The following is a 20,121-nucleotide window of genomic DNA, read 5'->3' as shown; positions in this document are numbered from 1 at the left end:
GCTCCCACAGGTAACCACAGGCCCTGAGGCGCGCGCTATCTCTGTGGGAGCTGGCTTGCCGGCGATGAGGCCTGAAGCCCTATTCGCCGATAGCGGCCGCGTAACCAGCAGCATCCAGCAGCTTGTCCAGCTCAGACTTGTCGCTTGGCTTCAGCTTGAAAATCCAAGAATCGTAAGGTTCTTCGTTGAGCAGCTCAGGGCTATCAGCCAGCTCTTCGTTGACCGCAATCACTTCGCCACCGACCGGGGCGTAGATGTCCGAAGCGGCCTTGACCGACTCGACCACACCGGCCGCATCGCCAGCGGCGAATACCTTGCCGACTTCGGCCAACTCGACGAACACCACGTCACCCAGGGCTTGCTGGGCGTGGTCGCTGATACCAACAGTCACGGTGCCGTCGGCTTCCAGGCGAGCCCACTCGTGGCTTTCGGCAAAACGCAGTTCGGCGGGGATATTGCTCATGTCTTGAATTCCTCGATTGGCTCAGCGGTACGCCCGCCGGTTAAAAATTGTTCAGATCAGGATCTTGCCGTGGCGCACGAAGGTCGGTTTGACCACCCGCACCGGGTACCACTTGCTGCGAATTTCCACCTCGGCCCGGTCGCCGGTGGCCATGGGCACGCGTGCAAGGGCAATGGACTTGCTCAGCGTAGGCGAGAAACTACCACTGGTGATCTCCCCTTCGCCAATCCCGGCTACACGCACCACCTGGTGGGCACGCAGCACGCCACGCTCTTCCAGCACCAGGCCGACCAGTTTTTCCTGCACGCCGTGCTCGATTTCCGCCAGCAGCCCGGCGCGCCCGATGAAATCGCGCTCGGCCGGCTCCCAGGCGATGCTCCAGCCGAGGTTGGAGGTGAGCGGTGTGTGGTTTTCGTCGATGTCCTGGCCGTACAGGTTCATGCCGGCTTCCAGGCGCAGGGTATCGCGGGCACCAAGGCCGCTGGGGGCGATGCCGGCACCGACCAGGTCGTTGAAGAAGGCCACGGCCTGCTCGCCGGGGAGGATGATCTCCAGGCCGTCTTCACCGGTATAACCGGTGCGGGCAATGAACCAGTCGCCTTCGGCAAAGCCTTCGAAAGGACGCAGTTCGCGGATCAGCGCCGCACGCGAGGGGCTGAGCAGGGCTGCAACCTTTTCTCGAGCATGCGGGCCCTGGATGGCAAGGATGGCCAGGTCTGGGCGGACCTGGAAGTCCACGGCAAAACCGTCACGCTGCTGCTGCAGCCAGTCGAGTACCTTGGCACGGGTGGCGGCGTTGGTGACCAGGCGATAGCCATGTTGTGTGCGGTAGACGATCAGGTCGTCGATCACCCTGCCCTGTTCCTGCAACAGCGGGCTGTACAGCGCCTTGCCGGTGTCGTCGAGGCGGGCCACGTCGTTGGCCAGCAGACGCTGCAACCAGGCAGTGGCGTCGCTACCATCGACATCGATCACGGTCATGTGGGAAACATCGAACACCCCGCAATCGCTGCGCACCTGATGGTGCTCCTCGACCTGCGAGCCATAGTGCAGGGGCATGTCCCAGCCACCGAAATCGACCGTCTTGGCGCCAAGCGCCAGGTGCAGGTCATACAAAAGCGTGCGCTGTCCCATGGGTTTCTCCTTCCGGGCGTGGCGAAGCGGCGGCGGTCGATGACGTCGGGTCGTCAGCTCTTCTTGTGTAGGACCCGCCGCGCGAATGCCGCGCATTGTAGCCGCAAGGGCGCGGGCTGGCACCCTCAGTGACTGTGACCGGGTCGACGTGCCGAACGGCGGATCAGGCCGATGACCGGCAGCAGGCCCACCAGCACCAGGGTCAGTGCCGGCAACGATGCACGCGCCCACTCACCCTCGCTGGTCATCTCGAACACCCTTACCGCCAAGGTGTCCCAGCCGAACGGGCGCATCAGCAAGGTGGCCGGCATTTCCTTGAGCACGTCGACGAACACCAGCAGGGCGGCGCTGAGCGCGCCAGGCACCAGCAGCGGCAGATACACCTTGAAAAACAATCCCGCGCCACCGACGCCCAGGCTGCGGGATGCCTCGGGCAGTGACGGGCGGATCCGCTCCAGGCTGCTCTCCAGCGGCCCGTAGGCCACCGCGATGAAGCGCACCAGGTAGGCCAGCAGCAATGCGGCCAGGCTGCCCAGCAGCAGCGGCTTGCCGGCACCGCCCAGCCAGCTGGACAGCGGGATGACCAGGTGGTTGTCGAGGTAACTGAAGGCCAGCATGATCGAAACCGCCAGCACCGAGCCGGGCAAGGCATAGCCCAGGTTGGCCAGGCCCACCCCGGCGCGAATACCACCCGTCGGCGCCTGGCGCCGGGCAAAGGCCAGCAGCAACGCCACGCACACCGTGACCAGCGCCGCCATGCCGCCCAGGTACAGGGTGTGCAACACCAGGCCGACATAGCGCTCGTCCAGGTCATGTCGGCCACGCTGCCAGAACCACGCCAGCAGTTGCAGCAGCGGGATGACGAAGGCGCAGGCGAACACCAGCAGGCACCAACCGCTGGCCAGCAACGCCTTGACCCCGTGCAGGTGGTACAGCGCCTGCCCGCGCGGCCGCTCGTTGCCGCTGCGGCTGGCCCCCCTGGCACGGCGCTCGCCATACAGCACCAGCATCACCGCCAGCAGCAGCAGGCTGGCCAGCTGGGCAGCGCTGGACAGGCTGAAGAAGCCGTACCAGGTCTTGTAGATGGCCGTGGTGAAAGTGTCGAAGTTGAATACCGCAACCGCGCCGAAGTCGGCCAGTGTTTCCATCAGGGCCAGGGCAATACCGGCGCCGATCGCAGGCCGAGCCATGGGCAGAGCCACGCGCCAGAACGCTTGCAGCGGGGACAGCCCCAGCACCCGCGCGGCTTCCATCAGGCCCTTGCCCTGGGCCAGGAATGCGCTGCGCGCCAGCAGGTAGACATAGGGGTAGAACACCAGCACCAGTACGACGATCACCCCGCCGGTGGAGCGAACCCGCGGCAGGCGCATCGGCCCGAACACCTCGCGCAGGGCGCTCTGCACCGGGCCGGCGAAGTCCAGCAGGCCGACGAAGACGAACGCCAGCACATAAGCAGGGATGGCGAACGGTAGCATCAGCGCCCAGTCCAGCCAGCGCCGGCCAGGGAACTCGCAGAGGCTGGTCAACCAGGCCAGGCTGACCCCCAGTAACGTGACGCCGATGCCCACACCCGCCACCAGCGTCAGGGTATTGCCCAGCAGGCGAGTCATCTGGGTGTCGAGCAGGTGCGACCAGATCTGCAGGTCGATCGACTGCCAGGACAACAGCAGGACGCTCAGGGGCAGGAGCACCAGGGCGGCGACCAGGGTGACCGGGAGGTACCAGCGGCGTTGGGGGGAGTGGGGCAAGTTGAATGTCTCTGTGGCTGATTTGCGACCGCTATGCGGTCGTTCGCGGGCATGCCCGCTCCCACAGAGATCGAGTAATCCTGTGGGAGCGGGCATGCCCGCGAAGAGGCCCTGAAAGGCCCCGGAAGGATAAAGCCTGGCGCTTAGTTCCAGCCAGCCCGATCCATCAAGCGAATCGCTTCAGCCTGGCGCTTGCCAGCGATTTCAACCGGAATGCTGTCAGCCTTGAAGCTGCCCCACGCTGCCACTTCTTCCGATGGCTTGACCTTCGGGTTGGCCGGGAACTCCTGGTTGATGTCGGCGAACAGCTTCTGCGCCTCTTCACCAGTCATCCATTCAACCAGCTTCTTCGCCGCCTCCGGGTGTGGTGCATGCTTGGTCAGACCGATGCCCGACAGGTTCACGTGCACGCCACGGTCACCCTGGTTGGGCCAGAAGATCTTCACCGGCAGTTTCGGGTTCTGGTTGTGCAGACGACCGTAGTAGTAGGTGTTGACCACGCCCACGTCGCACTGGCCGGCCTCGATGGCCTGGATCACTGCGTTATCGTCGGAGAACACGTCGGTGGACAGGTTGTTGACCCAGCCTTTGACGATCTGCTCGGTCTTCGCCTCGCCGTGGGTCTCGATCAGGGTGGCGGTGAGCGACTGGTTGTACACTTTCTTCGCCGTGCGCAGGCACAGGCGGCCTTCCCACTGCTTGTCGGCCAGGGCTTCGTAGGTGCTCAGCTCTTGCGGCTTGACCCGCTCGGTGGAGTAGATGATGGTGCGCGCGCGCAGGCTCAGGCCGGTCCAGTCGTGGGACGAGGCGCGGTACTGCGGCGGGATGTTCTGGTCGATGATGTCGGACTTGATCGGCTGCAGGATGCCCATCTGCTCGGCCTGCCACAGGTTGCCGGCATCGACGGTCAGCAGCAGGTCGGCCACGCCGTTTTCGCCCTCGGCCTTGATGCGCTGCATCAGCGGGGCTTCCTTGTCGGTGATGAACTTGATCTTGACCCCAGTCTTGGCGGTATAGGCATCGAACACCGGCTTGATCAGCTCGTCGATGCGCGAGGAGTACACCACCACTTCGTCCGCTGCCTGGGCGGTGCCGCCGAACAGGGTCAGGGCCAGGGCGGCCAGTAGGGGCTTGCGTGGCAACATGGAAAGCACTCCTCGGATCGTATGAGAGGTGCAAATGGTAGTGAATCCCATTTTCCGACTCATCTACATAGGCGTTACCGGATGTTGCAGAGGGGGCTGCTGTGCAGCCCATCGCGACACAAGGCCGCTCCTACAAGAGATTGCGTCCCCCTGTAGGAGCGGCCTTGTGTCGCGAAAGGGCCGCAAAGCGGCCCCGACAATCTCAAGCCTTGGCCAGATCCGGCAGATCACCGCTCAAACCCAGCGCCTGCCGCACGAACAGCGCCTTGGCCTCCGGCATCTGCTCCACCAGCTTCAACCCGCTGTTACGCAACCAGCGCAACGGCAACGGGTTGGCCTGGAACAACCGCTCGAACCCTTCCATCGCCGCCATCAGCGCCAGGTTGTGCGGCATGCGCCGTCGCTCGTAACGGCTCAGTACCTTCACATCCGCCAGCCGCTCGCCACGCTCGCAGGCGTTGACCAGCACCTCGGCCAGCACCGCAGCATCGAGGAAGCCCAGGTTGACGCCCTGCCCGGCCAGCGGGTGAATGGTGTGCGCGGCATCGCCGATCAATGCCAGGCCTTCATCCACATAGCGCTTGGCGTGGCGCTGGCGCAGCGGCACGCACAGCCGCGGGTCGGCCTGCAGCACATCACCCAGGCGCCCCTCGAAAGCCCGCTCAAGGGCTTTCAGGAAGGCCGCTTCATCCAGCGCCATCAACTGCTCGGCATGCTCCGGCGTGGTCGACCACACGATCGAGCACCAGTCCTGCTGGCCATCGCGGGTCAGCGGCAGGAACGCCAGTGGCCCTTCATCGGTGAAGCGCTGCCAGGCCGTGGCCTGGTGCCCGGCGCTGCAACGCACGCTGGTGACGATGGCGTGGTGCAGGTAATCCCACTCGCGGGTTTCGCAGCCGGCCAGGCGCCGCACTGCCGAGTTGGCACCGTCGGCCGCGATCACCAGCGGCGCACGCAACTGGCGGCCATCGGCGAGGGTCAGCAGCCACTCGTCGCCGGAGCGTCGCAGCTGTTCGAGCCGCGCATTGGGCAGCAGGCCGATATCGCTGTCATGCAGGCGCTCCAGCAGGCCATCCTGCACCACCCGGTTCTCGACGATGTGGCCGAGCACTTGGGCATGCACGCTGGCAGCCGAGAAGTGAATCTGCCCGGTGCCGCTGCCATCCCATACATGCATGTCCGAGTATGGCGTGGCACGCCGGCGGGCGATGCCATCCCAAGCGCCAAGGCGCTCGAGGATGCGCTGGCTGGCTGCCGACAGCGCGCTGACACGCGGCTCGAACGGGGCCTGGGCATCGAACGGCTTGACCGTCAGCGGGCCGCCGTCGAGCAAGAGGATTTGCAAGCCACTGTGGCGCAACGCCAGGGCCAGGGCGCTGCCGACCATACCGGCACCGACAATCAACAGATCTGCGCGCATTTCCATGCCTTACGCCAGCCTCGCTTGCGGCTTGAGCCGCACATATAGGGTTTTATCGACCCGCGCCACCAGCTCGCCGGCGCCGTCGCGGATATCGACCTGCAAACGCGGCAGGCACTTCTTGCCGGTGGCAGTCTGCTGGCGGATTTCGTCCAGCAGCGCGTCATCGACGTGGAGTTCGGCATACACCGGGCCTTTGCCCGGCGAAATGAAATCGATGCTGGCGGCCTTGTCCCAGACGATATAGTCACGCCCCAGCTGCTCGATCAACAGCAGCATGTAGAACGGGTCGACCATGCCGTACAGGCTGCCGCCGCACTGGGTGCCGACGTAGTTGCGGTTCCAGCGGGTCAGCTTCATCGCCACCTTGACGCTGCGCAGGTCCGGGCTGATGTGCTGTACGCGGATACCAGCGCCGAGGTGCGGCGGGAACAGGTTCAGCCGCCAGCGCAACAGGCACGCCCGGCGCGCCAGCCTGCGCGTGTTGTCACTCATGCCTGACCTCGCGGATCGGGGCGGGTGCCCAGGCCCATGGCCTGGCGGGCGAACCAGCTTTTGGCCGGTGGCAGCAGGTCGAGCCCGAGCAGGCCAAGGTTGCGGCCGGCGGCCAGCAATGGCTGGCTGCTGCCGAACAGACGGGTGACCTGATCGGAAAAGCCGATGGTCATGGCCTGGTCCACGCGCTGGCGCTGGTGGTAGGCCTGCAATGTTGTCAGGTCGCCAGGCTGCTGCGGGCCGGCCAGCAGCGCCTCGGCAAGCGCCTGCACGTCACGCAGCGACAGATTGAAGCCTTGGCCGGCAATAGGGTGCAGGCTGTGCGCGGCGTTACCCAGCACCACCAGATGCGGCCGCACCTGCTCCTGGGCCTCGATCAGCGACAGTGGGTAGAGGTGCCGCGCGCCGACCTGGCGCAAGGCGCCCAGGCGATAGCCGAACACGCCCTGCAGTTCACGCAGGAAATTGCGCTCGTCGATGTCGGCCAGACGCCTCGCGTCCATGCCCTGGCGGGTCCAGACCAGCGCGCAGCGGTTATCCGGCAGCGGCAGCAGGGCCATGGGGCCTTCTTCGGTGAAACGTTCGAAGGCCTGGCCGCCGTGGGCCTCGCCCGGGGTTATGTTGGCGATCAGCGCGCTCTGTTGGTAGGGCGTGTGGCGCACGTGGATACCCAGCTGTTCGCGCAGGCCGGAACGGCCACCGTCGGCCAGTACAGCCAGGTCGCACTCCAACTGGGTGTCATCGTTCAGCTGCAGGCGGTAGCCACCCTCAATGGCCTGCATCGCAGTCACTTCCGCCGGGCAGCGCCAGCTCACCACCTCGCTGTCCAGCCCTTGCCAAAGGCACTGGCCCAGCCAGGCGTTTTCCACCACGTAGCCAAGCGCCGGCACACCCTCTTCCCGGGCATCCAGGCGGGTGGCACCGAAACGGCCGCGGTCGGACACGTGAATCTGCAAGATCGGCTCGGCGCGATGGCCGATGGCCTGCCACAGGCCCAACTGCTGGTAGATCTGCTGGGTACCGAACGACAGTGCCGACGAACGCGCGTCGTAGCTGGGCTGGAAGCTGTCACCGGGGGCGAACGGCTCGATCAGCAGGATCTTCCAGCCTCGCGCCTTGGCCCCCGCCTGCAGGGCCAGGGCCAGGCTCGCGCCCACCAGGCCGCCACCGATGATCGCCAGGTTTACCCGATTCATGCCGCGTCCTTGCGGGCGGCCTGCATCAGCGCCTCGATCTCGGCGACCGTGCGCGGCACGCCCGAAGTCAGGATTTCACAACCTTGCCTGGTCACTACCACGTCGTCCTCGATCCTTACACCAATGCCGCGCCATTTCTTGGCCACGGCCTGATTGTCGGCGCCTATGTAGATGCCCGGCTCGACGGTCAGCGCCATGCCGGGTTCTAGCACCCGCCACTCACCGCCCACCTTGTACTCGCCCACATCGTGCACATCCATGCCCAGCCAGTGCCCGGCGCGGTGCATGTAGAAGGCACGATAGGCCTCGCTGTCGATCAGCGCCTGTACCTCGCCGGTCAGCAGGCCCAGTTCCACCAGGCCCTCGGTGATGACCCGCACGGTCGCCTCATGGGCGTGGTTCCAGTGCTTGCCAGGGGCGATTTCGGCAAACGCCGCTGCCTGGGCCTTGAGCACCAGCTCGTAGATGGCCCTCTGCTCGGGCGAAAAACGCCCGCTGACAGGGAAGGTACGGGTGATGTCGCTGGCGTAGCAGTCGATCTCGCAGCCGGCGTCGATCAGCACCAGGTCGCCATCCTTGAGCGGGGCGTCGTTCTGCTGATAGTGCAGGATGCAGCCATTGCGCCCGGCCGCGACGATCGAGCCGTAGGCCGGCATCTTCGCCCCGCCCTTGCGGAACTCATAGTCCAGCTCGGCTTCCAGGCTGTATTCGTGCAAGCCGGCCCGGCAGGCCTGCATGGCCCGCACGTGGGCCCGCGCCGAGATGTCTGCGGCAGCGCGCATCACCTTCACTTCCGCTGCCGATTTATACAGGCGCATGTCGTGCAGCAGATGATCCAGCGCAACGAACTCGTTCGGCGGCTGGGCCCCCAGGCGCGCCTTGGAGCGGATCACGTTGATCCAGTCCATCAGCCGGCGGTCGAACTCGGGGTTGCTGCCCATGGCGCTGTATACCCGCTCACGGCCTTCGATCAGGCCCGGCAGGATCTCGTCGATGTCGGTGATGGGGAAGGCATCGTCTGCGCCAAAATCGCGCACCGCACCTTCCTGGCCGGCACGCAGGCCGTCCCACAGCTCGCGCTCGGGGTTGCGTTCTCGGCAAAACAGCACGTATTCGCCATGCTCGCGACCGGGAATCAGCGCAATCACCGCTTCCGGCTCGGGGAAACCACTGAGGTACTGGAAGTCGCTGTCCTGGCGGTAAACGTGCTCGACGTCGCGGTTACGGATGGCAACCGCGGCGGCGGGCAGGATGGCGATGCTGTTGGGGACCATCTGCGCCATCAGCGCCTTGCGCCGACGGGCATACTCGGCCTTGGGAATGTGGCTCATGGGCAGACTACCCCTGGTTGATCAGTGCAGCGATGGCTTGGGTGCAGGGGCGGCCGGCTTGGCCAGCTCGGAGAACAGCAGCAACGGCGCCACACGCAGGTATTCCATGACTTCCATGTAATCGCTCTCGCCATCCTCGGACTCCTCGAGGGCTTCCTGGACCTGGGAAATGGCCACCAGGTCCTGCAGCACTTCCTTGGCCTCGTCGGACAGGTCCTTGCCACCGGCATTCAGGCCGAAACCGGTGATGAAGCCCTGGCACCACTGGCCCAGCGCGGTGGCGCGATCGCTCAGGGCGGCGTCGTCGGAAGGCAGCAGCAGGACGATCGCCATGTCGTCGCTGGTCAGTTCGCCCTTGACCATTTCCTGCAGGCCGACCAGGGCGTTGCGTACGGTGTCACCGGGCTCGGTTTCCAGCAGCTGGGCGGCATCGGCCAGCCAGCCGTCGGCGTCGAAGCCGGCACCGGCGCAGCTGCGGCCGATCAGCAGGCCGTGCAGTTCGGCCGGTGTTACAGGATGGCCATTGCTGGACAGCAGCATGGCGAAGGCGATGTAGGGCGATTGGGTATTGGGCATGGGCAGCTAGGCGCCAGACGGCGCAATGACTAGAATGGAGACCTTGTATCCTAGCACCGGCAGGCGCGCCAAGACCATCGGCACTGGCCGTCGCCGCCCAGGGAGAGGCATCATCGCCAGGTGACTCAACGACGGAGCGAATCGAGTGCAACCCACGCAAGAGAACGACCTGCAGGCACTGATGAGCCGATTCGAGTTGCTGATCGAACGTGTCGAGCAACTAAAACGGCAAAATGCACTCCTAGTAGCTCAGGAAAAGTCCTGGCGCGAAGAGCGCGCCCACCTCATCGAAAAGAACGAGATCGCCAAGCGCAAGGTCGAGTCGATGATTTTACGCCTCAAGGCTCTGGAGCAAGACTCATGAGTTCAAGCAATAGCGTCACCGTGCAGATCCTCGACAAGGAATATTCGATCATCTGCCCGCCGGAAGAGCGCAACAACCTGGTCAGTGCCGCGCGCTACCTGGACGGCAAGATGCGCGAAATCCGCAGCAGCGGCAAGGTGATCGGCGCCGACCGCATCGCGGTCATGGCAGCGTTGAACATCACCCACGAAATGCTGCACCGCCAGGAAGAGCGCAACGATGCTCCGGCAGGCGGCACCACCCGCGAACAGGTGCGCGACCTGCTGGAACGGGTCGACCAGGCACTGTCCGACGACGCGGATACCAAAATCGGCTGAGATTGGTATACTGGCGCCACTCCCTGGGGGATGCGCCAGTCGGTTATGTCCCTGAGCCGATACGCACAACCACGGGGGTTGCACGCTGGGGCCGGTGTGCATGTCCGCCCGACGGAAAGCCTTAACGCCCCCTGCAATCTCCACCTTGAACTTTCGGGTTCAAGGGCTACACCGATAGCGGTCTTATCGGGGAGCCTGAATTCTCTTGCCCGCCCTTCCGGCGGGCAATTCGTTTTGGCCGACCACGTCGGCCAGCACCTGGGATCGCCCGTGCCATGACCGACACCGCGCAGCTCACCCGCCCCCAGCTCCGTCGCCTGCTCCGCAATGCCCGCCGCGCCCTTACCCCTGCTCAGCAACGCCAGGCCGCCCTTGGCCTTTACCGCCAGCTGGCGCAGCACCCGCTGTTCCGACGCGCCCGGCACATTGCCCTGTACTTGCCCAACGATGGCGAAATCGACCCTTACCTGCTGCTGCGCGAGGCCCAGCGCCGCGGCAAGCGCACCTACCTGCCGGTGCTGCACGCCTGGCCGCGCACGCGCATGGTGTTCCAGCGCTTCGAGCAAGGCGAGAAGCTCAAGCCCAACCGCTTTCGCATTCCCGAGCCGGTCACCGAGCGCAAGCGCCAGCGCCCGATCTGGTCGCTGGACCTGATCCTGCTACCGTTGGTCGGTTTCGACGAAGTGGGCGGTCGCCTGGGAATGGGCGGTGGTTTCTATGATCGCAGCCTGGCCTACCAGGCGCGTCGCCAGACCTGGAAAAAGCCGTTGCTGTTGGGGCTGGCACATGAATGCCAGAAGGTCGAGCGGCTGGCTCAGGCCAGTTGGGATGTACCGCTGCAGGGGACGGTCTCGGACCGTGGCTGGTACCTGGCGCCGCGTTGAGCGGCGCCAGCGGGGGCATCAACGTTTCGGCTGGCTGGCGTCGACCGGCATCTGATAGGCGTTGTCCAGCTTGCGCTCCCAGATCCCTTGCGCATAACCGGTAGTGACCACACCCAGGCCGAAAATGAACACCAAGACCCACAGCAGATCCGGCTTGTTACGTTGATTCATCGAAGATTGCCCCCCAGGCAAACTGTTCACGCTCGGCAACTTTCTGGGTATTGCCGGAGCATCGCGCTTTAAACGGGGCGCATTTTCCGACAACCTGCGTCTGCACGCAAACCTTGACGCCAACCGGCTGTCGGTTTCGTGCAACAGGTTATTTCAAACCTTTTCAGGAGCAGCACCCCATGGCCTACTGGCTGATGAAATCCGAGCCCGACGAGCTCTCCATTGAAGCCCTCGGCCGGCTCGGCGAAGCGCGCTGGGACGGCGTGCGCAACTATCAGGCACGCAATTTCCTGCGGGCCATGAGCGTTGGCGACGAGTTCTTCTTCTACCACTCCAGCTGTCCGCAGCCGGGCATCGCCGGCATTGCCAGGATCACCCGCGCAGCCTACCCGGACCCAACCGCGCTGGACCCGCAGAGCCCCTACTACGATGCCAAGGCCACGGCCGACAAGAACCCTTGGAGCGCGGTCGATGTGGCCCATGTGCAAACCCTGCCACGGGTGCTGGAGCTGGGCTGGCTGAAACAGCAGACAAGCCTGGCCGAACTGCCGCTGGTGCAGAAGGGCAGCCGCCTGTCGGTAATGCCCGTGACGCCAGAGCAATGGGCGGTGATTGTCGCTTTGCGTTGAAACTGCGGCTAAGGTCAGATCTTGCTGACCGGGGCGGTCCCCTGTAGGAGCGGCCTTGTGTCGCGATGGGGCGCACAGCGGCCCCGGGATATCAGCGTCACCCCATGAATTGCCGGGGCTGCTTTGCAGCCCTTTCGCGACACAAGGCCGCTCCTACAGGGACTGTGGGGGCCTTTGATTGATATCAACACATCGCTCATGGCTGCACGCCATGATGCAGTGTGCATGACCGCAAGGATGCAGACCGATGAACCGATACGCCCCCAGGATCTTCGCCACCGCGCTGATCGCCCTACTCGCAACAGCCGGTGGGCTGGGGTACTGGAAGTCGCTCCACGACCAGTTGCCCGAAGGCCTGAGCATGGGCAACGGCCGCCTGGAAGCCACCGAAGTGCAGATCGCCAGCAAAATCCCCGGCCGCCTGGCCGAAGTGCTGGTCGACGAAGGTGACAAGGTAACTCGCGGCCAGCTGCTGGCGCGCATCGACACCCGTACCATGGAAGCCCAGCGCAGCCAGGCCGAAGCCGAAGTGCTGCGCGCCCGGGAAAACTACGCCGCCGCCCAGGCCAGTGTGCAGCTGCGCCAAAGCGAACTGCTGCTGGCCAGCCAGGAGCTCAAGCGCGTGCGCGAGATCTTCCAGCGCAAATACGCCAGCCAGCAGTTGCTCGACCAACAGCAGGCGCGCTTCGACACGGCCAACGCCGCCGTAGTCGCCGCCCGCGCCCAACTGGCGGCGATCAAGGCCGCCATCGGCGCCGCCGAGGCCCAGGTAGCGCAGCTCACCAGCGAAATCGACGACAGCAGTCTGCGCGCACCGATCAACGGCATCATCCAGCTGCGCCTGGCCGAGCCCGGTGAAGTGCTGGGTGCCGGCGGCCGCGTGCTGATGTTGATCGACCCCAGCGACCAGTACATGAACCTTTACCTGCCCGCCTCCACCAGCGGCCGGCTGACCGTCGGCGACCAGGCACGGATCGTGCTCGACGCCCTGCCCGAGCGGGCGCTGCCGGCGAAGGTTGCCTTTGTCGCGGCCAAGGCCCAGTTCACCCCCAAGCAGGTGGAAACCCGCGACGAGCGGCAGAAGCTGGTGTTCCGGGTCAAGTTGCGCCTGACCGACCCGGGCGCCGTGCCGCAGGCCAAGCCGGGCATGCCAGGCGCCGGCTACGTACGCACGGCTGAGGTGGACTGGCCGGCCAACCTGCAATGAACGCCCCGGCACTGCTGGCCGAGGGTATCAGCCATCGCTACGGCGACCTGGTCGCCTTGCACCCCCTCGGGTTCAGCCTGCCGGCGGGCACCCGCTGCGCGCTGATCGGCCCTGACGGGGCTGGCAAATCGACCCTGCTGGGGCTGATCGCCGGCGTCAAGCGCCTGCAACAGGGCGAACTGCAGGTGCTGGGTGGCTCGATCCGCCAGCGGCGCCATCGCGCGGCGCTGTACCCGAAAGTGGCGTTCATGCCGCAGGGGCTGGGCAACAACCTGTATCCGGAGCTGTCGATCAGCGAGAACATCCGCTTTTTCGCCACCCTGTTCGGCCTCGGCCGTCGCGAATGCGAACAGCGCATGGCCAACCTGCTACAGGCCACCGACCTGCAGCGCTTTGCCGAGCGCCCGGCGGGCAAACTGTCGGGCGGCATGAAGCAGAAGCTTGGCCTATGCTGCGCGCTGATCCACGAGCCGGACCTGCTGATCCTCGACGAGCCGACCACCGGCGTCGACCCACTGTCGCGGCGGCGCTTCTGGGAGCTGGTCGAACAGGTACGCGCACAGCGCCCGCAACTGACCCTGCTGGTGGCCACCGCCTACATGGAAGAGGCTGAACAGTTCGAGCATTGCCTGATGCTCGATGGCGGCCGTCTGCTGGCCGCCGGCCCCAGCCATGAACTGGGCGCAGTCACCCCCAGTGGCAAGCTGGACGACGCCTTCACCCACTACCAGGGCGCGGGCAAGGCACAACACCCTCCGCTCATCATCCCGCCGCGCCCGGCCGCTGACAGCCCGGTCGCCATCGAGGCCCACGACCTGACCCTGCGCTTTGGCGATTTCACTGCTGTGAACAAGGTCAGCTTCGCCATTGGCCGCGGGGAGATTTTCGGCTTCCTGGGCTCCAACGGCTGCGGCAAGACCACCACCATGAAAGTGCTCACCGGCCTGATGCCGGCCAGCGAAGGCAGCGCCAGCCTGCTCGGCCGCCCGGTGGATGCCAGTGACCTGGCCACGCGCAAACGGGTCGGTTTCATGTCGCAGAGTTTTTCGTTGTATGGCGAGCTGAGCACCCGGCAGAACCTCACTCTGCATGCACGCCTGTTCGACCTGCCCAAGGCCGAGAGCGCCCAGCGCATCGACGAGCTGATCGAGCGCTTCGACCTGGTTGCCATCGCCGACCAGCCATCCGGTGCCCTGCCCCTCGGCCTGCGTCAGCGCCTGTCACTGGCGGTAGCGGTGCTGCACCGCCCGGAAGTGCTGATCCTCGACGAACCCACCTCCGGCGTCGACCCGGCTGCCCGTGACGACTTCTGGCGCCTGCTGGTGGAGCTTTCACGCGAGCAGGGCGTGACCATTTTCCTTTCTACCCACTTCATGAACGAAGCCCAGCGCTGCGACCGTATCTCGCTGATGCATGCAGGCCGGGTACTGGCCTGCGACACGCCGGATGCCCTGCAACGCCACTACCAGGGCAACACTCTGGAAGACGCGTTCGTGCGCTGCCTGGAACAGGCTCAGGAACTAGCGCCGCAAGCCACCGACAACACCGTGCTGGAGCAGACCGCCACGCCTGCGCCGACGCTGCGCCAGGGCTTCAGCCTTAGTCGCCTGCTGGCGGTGGCCAGCCGTGAGGGCAAGGAGCTGCTGCGCGACAAGGTGCGCCTGGCCTTCGCCCTGCTGGGGGCGATGTTCATGATGGTGATCTTCGGCTATGGCATTTCACTGGATGTGGAAAACCTCGCCTTCGCCGTACACGACCAGGACCAGAGCCCGCAAAGCCGGGCCTACCTCGAAGCCTTCCGTGGTTCACGCTATTTCGCCGAACAGGCGCCCATCCGCGACACCCGCGAAATGCACCAGCGCCTGCAGCGCTCGGAAATCAAACTGGCACTGGAAATTCCACCCGGCTTCGGCCGCGACCTCTACGCCGGGCGTCAACCGGTGGTGGCCGCCTGGCTCGATGGCGGTATGCCGTTCCGCGCCGAAACCAGCCGCAATTACGTGGAAGCCGTGCACCAGGCCAATCTCGAGCAACTAGCCAAAGCCAGCCCACAGCCGCAGCCGCGCCAGGACCTGGTGCGCCTGGAAACCCGTTTTCGCTACAACCAGGATGTGGTCAGCGTGAACGCCATCGGCCCTGGGGTAATGGCGCTGATCCTGGCCTTCATCCCGGCCATGCTCACCGCGCTAGGTATCGTCCGCGAGAAAGAGCTCGGCTCCATCACCAACTTCTACGCCACACCCCTCACCCGCCTGGAGTTTCTGCTCGGCAAGCAGATGCCCTATCTGGCCGTGAGCCTGGTCAACCTGGCGCTGCTGGTGGCGATGAACCGCTGGCTGTTCGCCGTGCCGCTCAAGGGCAGCGTGCTGGCCCTGGCCTGTGGCGGCGTCGCCTACCTGCTGGCTACCACCAGCCTGGGCCTGTTGATCTCGGCCTTCACCCGCACACAGATCGCCGCCATCCTGGGCACCATGATCATCACCAGCTTGCCGACCATCCAGTTTTCCGGGCTGATCGTGCCACGCTCGTCGCTGGATGGCGCGGCGGCGGTGATGGGCCAACTGTTCCCGGCGGGCTACTTCCTCGATATCGCGGTCGGCACCTTCACCAAGGCGCTGGGACTGCGCGAGCTGTGGCCGCAGTGCCTGATCCTGCTCAGCTTTTTTGCCGTGTTCACCGGCCTGAGCCTGGCCATGCTGAAGAAGCAGGAGGCCTGATATGTCACGCCTGAACCACACCCTGCGTCTTGGCCTGAAAGAGCTGACCAGCCTGCGCCATGACAGCGTGCTACTGCTGTTCCTGCTGTATGCCTTCAGCGTGGCCATCTACATGCCGGCAGCCGGCTCGGTGATCGGCGTGCACAACGCCAGTGTCGCGATGGTGGACGAAGACCACAGCCTGCTATCGCGCAAGCTTGGTGAAGCCCTGCAACCACCCGAGTTCCAGCCCGCCGTGCCACTGGCCCCGCAGCGTCTGGACCAGGCCATGGACAGCGGCCAGTACACCTTCGTGATCAACGTGCCGGTGAACTTCCAGAGCGACCTGCTGGCCGGGCGCTCGCCGGAACTGCAGATCTATGTCGACGCCACGGCCATGAGCCAGGCGTTCATGGGTGCCGGCTACATCGGCCGCATCTTCGAACGCGAGTTGCTCGACTACAGCCAGCGCAGCAACACACAGAGCCCGGTGATAATAAACGCCAAGGCTCTGTTCAACCCCAACCTGGAGGGCGGCTGGTTCCTGGCGGTGATCCAGATCGTCAACAACATCACCATCCTGGCGATCATCCTCACCGGCACCGCGTTGCTGCGCGAGCGCGAGCACGGCACCCTCGACCACCTGCTGGTGCTACCGCTGACCGCGCTGGAAATCATGCTGGCGAAGATTGCCAGCAACGCGCTGGTAGTGGTGATCTGTACCTGGATTTCGCTGGTGGTGGTGGTCAAGGGCGCGCTTGGCGTGCCGCTGTCCGGTTCGATGGGCCTGTTCCTGGCCGTGACGGCGCTCTACCTGTTCGCCAGTACCGCACTGGGCATCTTCCTCGCCACCCTGGCGCGCTCGACGCCACAATTCGGCCTGCTGGCGATCCCGGTGATCATCCCGATGCTGTTGCTGTCCGGCGGCAGCACACCGCTGGACAGCATGCCGCAGTGGCTGCAGTGGGTCATGCAGGGGTCGCCGTCGACGCACTTTGTCAGCCTTGGCGCCGCAATTCTGTTTCGTGATGCCGGTTGGACGGTGGTGTGGCCGGACATCCTGGCGCTGGCCGTGATCGGGCTGGTGTTCTTCGGCGTGGCGCTGGCGCGGTTTCGCCGAAGCCTGGCGTCCTGATCCAAATTGGTATCTAGCACAAAGACAAAGGGCGCCTTTCGGCGCCCTACTCACAGACAGGTCGGCTTGTCATCGCCGTACACCTGCCCGGCTCTGTAATTGCTGGTTGAACCAGGATCCGCAGAGTCTTGCAAGCCCCTTACGGGAACGGGCCCATTATCACGCTTCGAGCGTTACATTGCCAACAGACTGCACTGTTGCTGGATGTGAGAAACCCAGCGTAAAACCAACAGCAGCCCTCACGGCGGCGAAGTGCTCCGGCCGCATTGTAAAGGTCATGTATTCCCGACCACCGCCCTGGCGCGATCTGATCCGACATCTGTCCAGTCTGGAGGTAGCTACCGTGTAGATCATGTCGCACTTGGCCCAGCATGTCGGGGCCGGGCCAGGCAGATAACTCGGCAGCACAACGTGCTGCCTTGTCAGTTGATCCGGTGCGGTGGTGCTCAGTGGGATTATCGTCACCAACTGACGGTTTTGACTGTGCTTGCGAAGAACGACAACGGGGCGCACCTTGATCATTTCAGGCACTTGAAAGCCTGAAAAGTCGCACATCAGTACAGTCGCCTCTTTCGGCTGGTACTTCAAAGGCATTGCCAACACTCTCAAGCAACTGAAGACAAGGCACAATTTAGCTCGGCCTTGGCTTCAGAAACCGAAAACTGGCGGGCTTACAGGAAAGACGGAAAAGTCCTACAACCGTGGTAAGCCTGACTTCAATCCAGCTCACCAGCAATCGACCTCACAATGCTTCAGATCACTGCACGATCAGGTTGTTGAATAGCAGGTCTTCAACGATCGGCTTGCCTTCTTCGGCTTCCATCACCTGCTGCACCTGTTTCAGCGCTTCCTGGCGAAGATGCTCCTTGGCCTCGACGTTGCTCATGCTGTCCACCGACTGTTGGGTGAACAGCGCCACCAGCTGGTTGCGGATCAGCGGCTCGTGGTGCTTCACCGCCTTGGCGGCTTCGTCGCCGGTCACGCGCAGGGCCACGTCGGCCTTGTACACGCGCAGCCGCGGGCTACCGTCGAGGGCGTAGTTGCCCACAAAGGGCGGACTCAGGCTGATGTAGGCGACTTTCGGCGCCCCTTCCTTGGCTTCCTCGCCCATGGCCGCAGCCGGCAGCAGCAGCGCCAGCACCATCAAGATCCACGCTTTCAAGAATTCGCTCCTCAATACAGTTGGTGCCAGCTTACCCAGCATGCCGCTCAAACCCAAGCCCGTGCTTGTGCCGCCACTTATGCCTGCACATCAGGGCGCCCCATGCTCGTTGACCGGGCAGGCGGCCCTCCTACACTTATCGGCCACGACCCGCAAAGGAATAGCCCCGATGAAAGCTGTGTTGTGCAAAACCCTGGGCCCGGCGCGCGACCTGGTGCTGGAAGAGGTAGCCAGCCCGGTGCCGAAGAAAAACGAGATCCTGCTGGATGTGCAGGCCGCAGGGGTCAACTTCCCCGACACCCTGATCATCGAAGGCAAGTACCAGTTCCAGCCACCGTTGCCGTTCTCCCCCGGCGGCGAGGCAGCGGGCGTGGTGGCCGCAGTCGGGGAAAAGGCCGGCGCGTTCAAGGTCGGTGACCGGGTCATGGCGCTGACCGGCTGGGGTGCATTCGCCGAGCAGGTGGCGGTGCCGTTCTACAATGTGTTGCCGATCCCGGCGAGCATGGACTTCACCACTGCCGCGGCATTCGGCATGACATACGGAACCTCCATGCACGCCCTGCGCCAGCGCGGCCAGTTGCAGGCGGGCGAGACGCTGTTGGTGCTGGGTGCGTCCGGCGGGGTCGGCCTGGCGGCGGTGGAGATCGGCAAGGCCATGGGCGCGCGGGTGATCGCGGCCGCCAGCAGTGCGGAAAAACTGGCCGTGGCCAAGGCAGCCGGCGCGGATGAACTGATCGACTACAGCCAGGCCAGCCTGCGTGACGAGATCAAGCGCCTGACCGGTGGCCAGGGCGTAGACGTGATCTACGACCCGGTGGGTGGCGAGTTGTTCGAGCAGGCCGTGCGCGGGCTGGCCTGGAATGGCCGGTTGCTGGTGGTGGGCTTTGCCAGCGGGACCATCCCGCAGCTGGCGGCCAACCTGGTGTTGCTCAAGGGTGCGGCGGTGCTCGGGGTATTCTGGGGGGCGTTTGCCCAGCGTCAGCCGGAGGACAATGCGGCCAACTTCCGGCAGCTGTTTGCATGGCATGCCGAAGGCAAGTTGAAGCCGCTGGTGTCGCAGACTTATCCACTGGCTGAGGCAGGGGCTGCCATTGAAAAGTTGGGGCAGCGTCAGGCTGTGGGTAAGTTGGTGGTGCTGGCCAGGTAAGGATTGAGAAATCTGTTGCCTGTCAGGGCCCTATCGCCGGCAAGCCGGCTCCCACAGGATCTCCACAGTGTCCAAGGCCAGTGGAGTACCTGTGGGAGCGGGCGTGCCCGCGAAGAGGCTGGTGCAGGCCAATCAGACTTCGCGCAGGTTATGGCAGCGCCTGAACCGCGCCTCCAGGTTGCGATCGGGCATCTGGTGGCTGCGCAGGGCATTCAAGGTCTGTTCGACATAATCACGCGTAGTGCCATAGCGCCCCTTGGCACTGGCCAGGATCTGGCTTAGCAGGGTGTCCGGCAGGTTCCCGGCATAGCACGGCAAATGCCGCTCCAGCACGAAACCCAGGGCCTGCACCTTGCTGCCATCACCCAACCGGCAGCTGAGCCAGTGCGGCCGGTACGCCGGGTACGGCATCTCGCGCTGCCACAAGGCCATCAGCGAATCGTCCAGGCTGCTGTCATCCAGCCGGTAGGCAAAACCGCTGCAGGAGCCACCACGGTCCAGGCCGAACACCAGGCCAGGGGTTTCCGGGGTGCCACGGTGCTCATGCGACCACAGGTACAAGCCACGGTGGTAACCATGCACCCGCGCGCGCTGGCGCTCCACCGAGTTGCACTCCGGTCGCCAGATCAACGAACCATAGGCGAACAGCCACACCGGCCCACCCTGATGGCGAGACATGGTTGTCTTCATGGAATTGAACAACTGTTCGCGAGTATGTTGCTGACCGAAGTCGAGTGTCGGTGGATATGAAACTTCCCAGGACATACTTTCAAGTGCCGACATAAGCTGCCGCCATTATCCCTGTGAACTACGGATGTAGCGAGATTCGATTACGATGCGCCCCCAGCCTCTGTACCAAGGGCGCTTGCAGTAACCATAGGACAGAAGTGCAGGAATACTC

Annotated in this window: 21 protein-coding genes and 1 other RNA gene; 9 read left to right on the top strand and 13 right to left on the bottom strand. The window is 64.6% G+C overall.

Annotated features, from left to right (window positions below; translation table 11 throughout):
• Window positions 1-79: 79 nt before the first annotated feature.
• From gcvH to IMX18_RS25265, 9 genes are all read right to left on the bottom strand, one after another.
• The gene (gene gcvH, locus IMX18_RS25305; RefSeq protein ID WP_015272228.1) at window positions 80-463 is read right to left on the bottom strand and encodes a glycine cleavage system protein GcvH; all 384 of its coding nucleotides are present in this window, start codon (window positions 461-463) and stop codon (window positions 80-82) included.
• 51 nt (window positions 464-514) lie between these two features.
• The gene (gene gcvT / locus IMX18_RS25300; RefSeq protein ID WP_013974716.1) at window positions 515-1,597 is read right to left on the bottom strand and encodes a glycine cleavage system aminomethyltransferase GcvT; all 1,083 of its coding nucleotides are present in this window, start codon (window positions 1,595-1,597) and stop codon (window positions 515-517) included.
• Between the two features lie 125 nt (window positions 1,598-1,722).
• On the bottom strand, window positions 1,723-3,345 hold the full coding sequence (locus IMX18_RS25295) for an ABC transporter permease (protein WP_015272230.1): 1,623 nt from the start codon (window positions 3,343-3,345) through the stop codon (window positions 1,723-1,725).
• Between the two features lie 143 nt (window positions 3,346-3,488).
• Window positions 3,489-4,490, bottom strand: a complete 1,002-nt coding sequence (locus tag IMX18_RS25290; RefSeq protein ID WP_015272231.1) for an extracellular solute-binding protein — start codon at window positions 4,488-4,490, stop codon at window positions 3,489-3,491.
• Window positions 4,491-4,692: 202 nt separating this feature from the next.
• Window positions 4,693-5,910 carry a 2-octaprenyl-3-methyl-6-methoxy-1,4-benzoquinol hydroxylase gene (locus tag IMX18_RS25285; protein WP_167506578.1) on the bottom strand — a complete coding sequence of 406 codons (1,218 nt, stop codon included), beginning with the start codon at window positions 5,908-5,910 and terminating at the stop codon, window positions 4,693-4,695.
• A 9-nt stretch (window positions 5,911-5,919) separates the two neighbouring features.
• Window positions 5,920-6,405, bottom strand: a complete 486-nt coding sequence (locus tag IMX18_RS25280; RefSeq protein WP_013974720.1) for a DUF4442 domain-containing protein — start codon at window positions 6,403-6,405, stop codon at window positions 5,920-5,922.
• Window positions 6,402-7,601, bottom strand: a complete 1,200-nt coding sequence (gene ubiH / locus IMX18_RS25275) for a 2-octaprenyl-6-methoxyphenyl hydroxylase (RefSeq protein WP_015272233.1) — start codon at window positions 7,599-7,601, stop codon at window positions 6,402-6,404. Before ubiH ends, IMX18_RS25280 begins: the two co-directional genes overlap by 4 nt.
• On the bottom strand, window positions 7,598-8,932 hold the full coding sequence (gene pepP / locus IMX18_RS25270; RefSeq protein WP_015272234.1) for a Xaa-Pro aminopeptidase: 1,335 nt from the start codon (window positions 8,930-8,932) through the stop codon (window positions 7,598-7,600). The genes ubiH and pepP overlap by 4 nt, the downstream gene beginning before the upstream one ends.
• A 21-nt stretch (window positions 8,933-8,953) precedes the next feature.
• The gene (locus tag IMX18_RS25265) at window positions 8,954-9,508 is read right to left on the bottom strand and encodes a YecA/YgfB family protein (RefSeq protein WP_003259367.1); all 555 of its coding nucleotides are present in this window, start codon (window positions 9,506-9,508) and stop codon (window positions 8,954-8,956) included.
• 181 nt (window positions 9,509-9,689) lie between these two features.
• Here IMX18_RS25265 and IMX18_RS25260 point away from each other — a divergent pair, with 181 nt between their 5' ends.
• From IMX18_RS25260 to IMX18_RS25245, 4 genes are all read left to right on the top strand, one after another.
• A complete protein-coding gene (locus IMX18_RS25260) occupies window positions 9,690-9,872 on the top strand; it encodes a TIGR02449 family protein (protein WP_029886233.1) in 183 nt (60 codons plus the stop codon).
• Window positions 9,869-10,189, top strand: coding sequence for a cell division protein ZapA (locus IMX18_RS25255; protein ID WP_015272235.1), 321 nt, complete (start codon window positions 9,869-9,871; stop codon window positions 10,187-10,189). The genes IMX18_RS25260 and IMX18_RS25255 overlap by 4 nt, the downstream gene beginning before the upstream one ends.
• A 17-nt stretch (window positions 10,190-10,206) precedes the next feature.
• A non-coding RNA gene (ssrS, locus tag IMX18_RS25250) (6S RNA) lies at window positions 10,207-10,386 on the top strand.
• A gap of 78 nt (window positions 10,387-10,464) precedes the next feature.
• Window positions 10,465-11,073: a 5-formyltetrahydrofolate cyclo-ligase gene (locus IMX18_RS25245; RefSeq protein WP_003259369.1), complete on the top strand. Its 609-nt coding sequence runs from the start codon at window positions 10,465-10,467 to the stop codon at window positions 11,071-11,073.
• Window positions 11,074-11,091: 18 nt separating this feature from the next.
• On the opposite strand, the gene IMX18_RS25240 is transcribed toward IMX18_RS25245, so the two are convergent.
• The gene (locus tag IMX18_RS25240; protein WP_015272236.1) at window positions 11,092-11,244 is read right to left on the bottom strand and encodes a hypothetical protein; all 153 of its coding nucleotides are present in this window, start codon (window positions 11,242-11,244) and stop codon (window positions 11,092-11,094) included.
• Between the two features lie 179 nt (window positions 11,245-11,423).
• On the opposite strand from IMX18_RS25240, the gene IMX18_RS25235 reads away from it, so the two are divergent.
• The 4 genes from IMX18_RS25235 to IMX18_RS25220 all read left to right on the top strand — a co-directional run bounded on the left by IMX18_RS25235 (window position 11,424) and on the right by IMX18_RS25220 (window position 16,911).
• Window positions 11,424-11,873, top strand: coding sequence for an EVE domain-containing protein (locus tag IMX18_RS25235; protein WP_015272237.1), 450 nt, complete (start codon window positions 11,424-11,426; stop codon window positions 11,871-11,873).
• Window positions 11,874-12,120: 247 nt separating this feature from the next.
• The gene (locus IMX18_RS25230) at window positions 12,121-13,080 is read left to right on the top strand and encodes an HlyD family secretion protein (RefSeq protein WP_015272238.1); all 960 of its coding nucleotides are present in this window, start codon (window positions 12,121-12,123) and stop codon (window positions 13,078-13,080) included.
• The gene (gene rbbA, locus IMX18_RS25225; RefSeq protein ID WP_015272239.1) at window positions 13,077-15,797 is read left to right on the top strand and encodes a ribosome-associated ATPase/putative transporter RbbA; all 2,721 of its coding nucleotides are present in this window, start codon (window positions 13,077-13,079) and stop codon (window positions 15,795-15,797) included. Before IMX18_RS25230 ends, rbbA begins: the two co-directional genes overlap by 4 nt.
• 1 nt (window position 15,798) lies before the next feature.
• Window positions 15,799-16,911, top strand: coding sequence for an ABC transporter permease (locus IMX18_RS25220; RefSeq protein ID WP_054573424.1), 1,113 nt, complete (start codon window positions 15,799-15,801; stop codon window positions 16,909-16,911).
• 159 nt (window positions 16,912-17,070) lie between these two features.
• Here IMX18_RS25220 and IMX18_RS25215 read toward each other — a convergent pair whose 3' ends face one another.
• Both IMX18_RS25215 and IMX18_RS25210 read right to left on the bottom strand, forming a co-directional pair.
• The gene (locus IMX18_RS25215) at window positions 17,071-17,505 is read right to left on the bottom strand and encodes a type II toxin-antitoxin system PemK/MazF family toxin (protein WP_225903916.1); all 435 of its coding nucleotides are present in this window, start codon (window positions 17,503-17,505) and stop codon (window positions 17,071-17,073) included.
• A gap of 163 nt (window positions 17,506-17,668) precedes the next feature.
• Window positions 17,669-18,073 carry a flagellar basal body-associated protein FliL gene (locus IMX18_RS25210; RefSeq protein ID WP_003259380.1) on the bottom strand — a complete coding sequence of 135 codons (405 nt, stop codon included), beginning with the start codon at window positions 18,071-18,073 and terminating at the stop codon, window positions 17,669-17,671.
• 169 nt (window positions 18,074-18,242) lie between these two features.
• Between IMX18_RS25210 and IMX18_RS25205 the strand changes: the two genes are divergently transcribed.
• Window positions 18,243-19,220 carry an NADPH:quinone oxidoreductase family protein gene (locus IMX18_RS25205; protein ID WP_015272242.1) on the top strand — a complete coding sequence of 326 codons (978 nt, stop codon included), beginning with the start codon at window positions 18,243-18,245 and terminating at the stop codon, window positions 19,218-19,220.
• A gap of 132 nt (window positions 19,221-19,352) precedes the next feature.
• Here the strand turns inward: IMX18_RS25205 and IMX18_RS25200 are convergent, their stop codons facing one another.
• Window positions 19,353-20,003 (bottom strand): gamma-glutamylcyclotransferase, encoded by a 651-nt coding sequence (locus IMX18_RS25200; RefSeq protein WP_043935995.1) that lies wholly within the window; start codon window positions 20,001-20,003, stop codon window positions 19,353-19,355.
• Window positions 20,004-20,121 lie beyond the last annotated feature (118 nt).

Source organism: Pseudomonas shirazica, assembly GCF_015168335.1.
Lineage (GTDB): Bacteria > Pseudomonadota > Gammaproteobacteria > Pseudomonadales > Pseudomonadaceae > Aquipseudomonas > Aquipseudomonas asiatica.
Note: the sequence above shows the minus strand (reverse complement) of the source record. Positions and strands in the feature narration are given on the sequence as shown.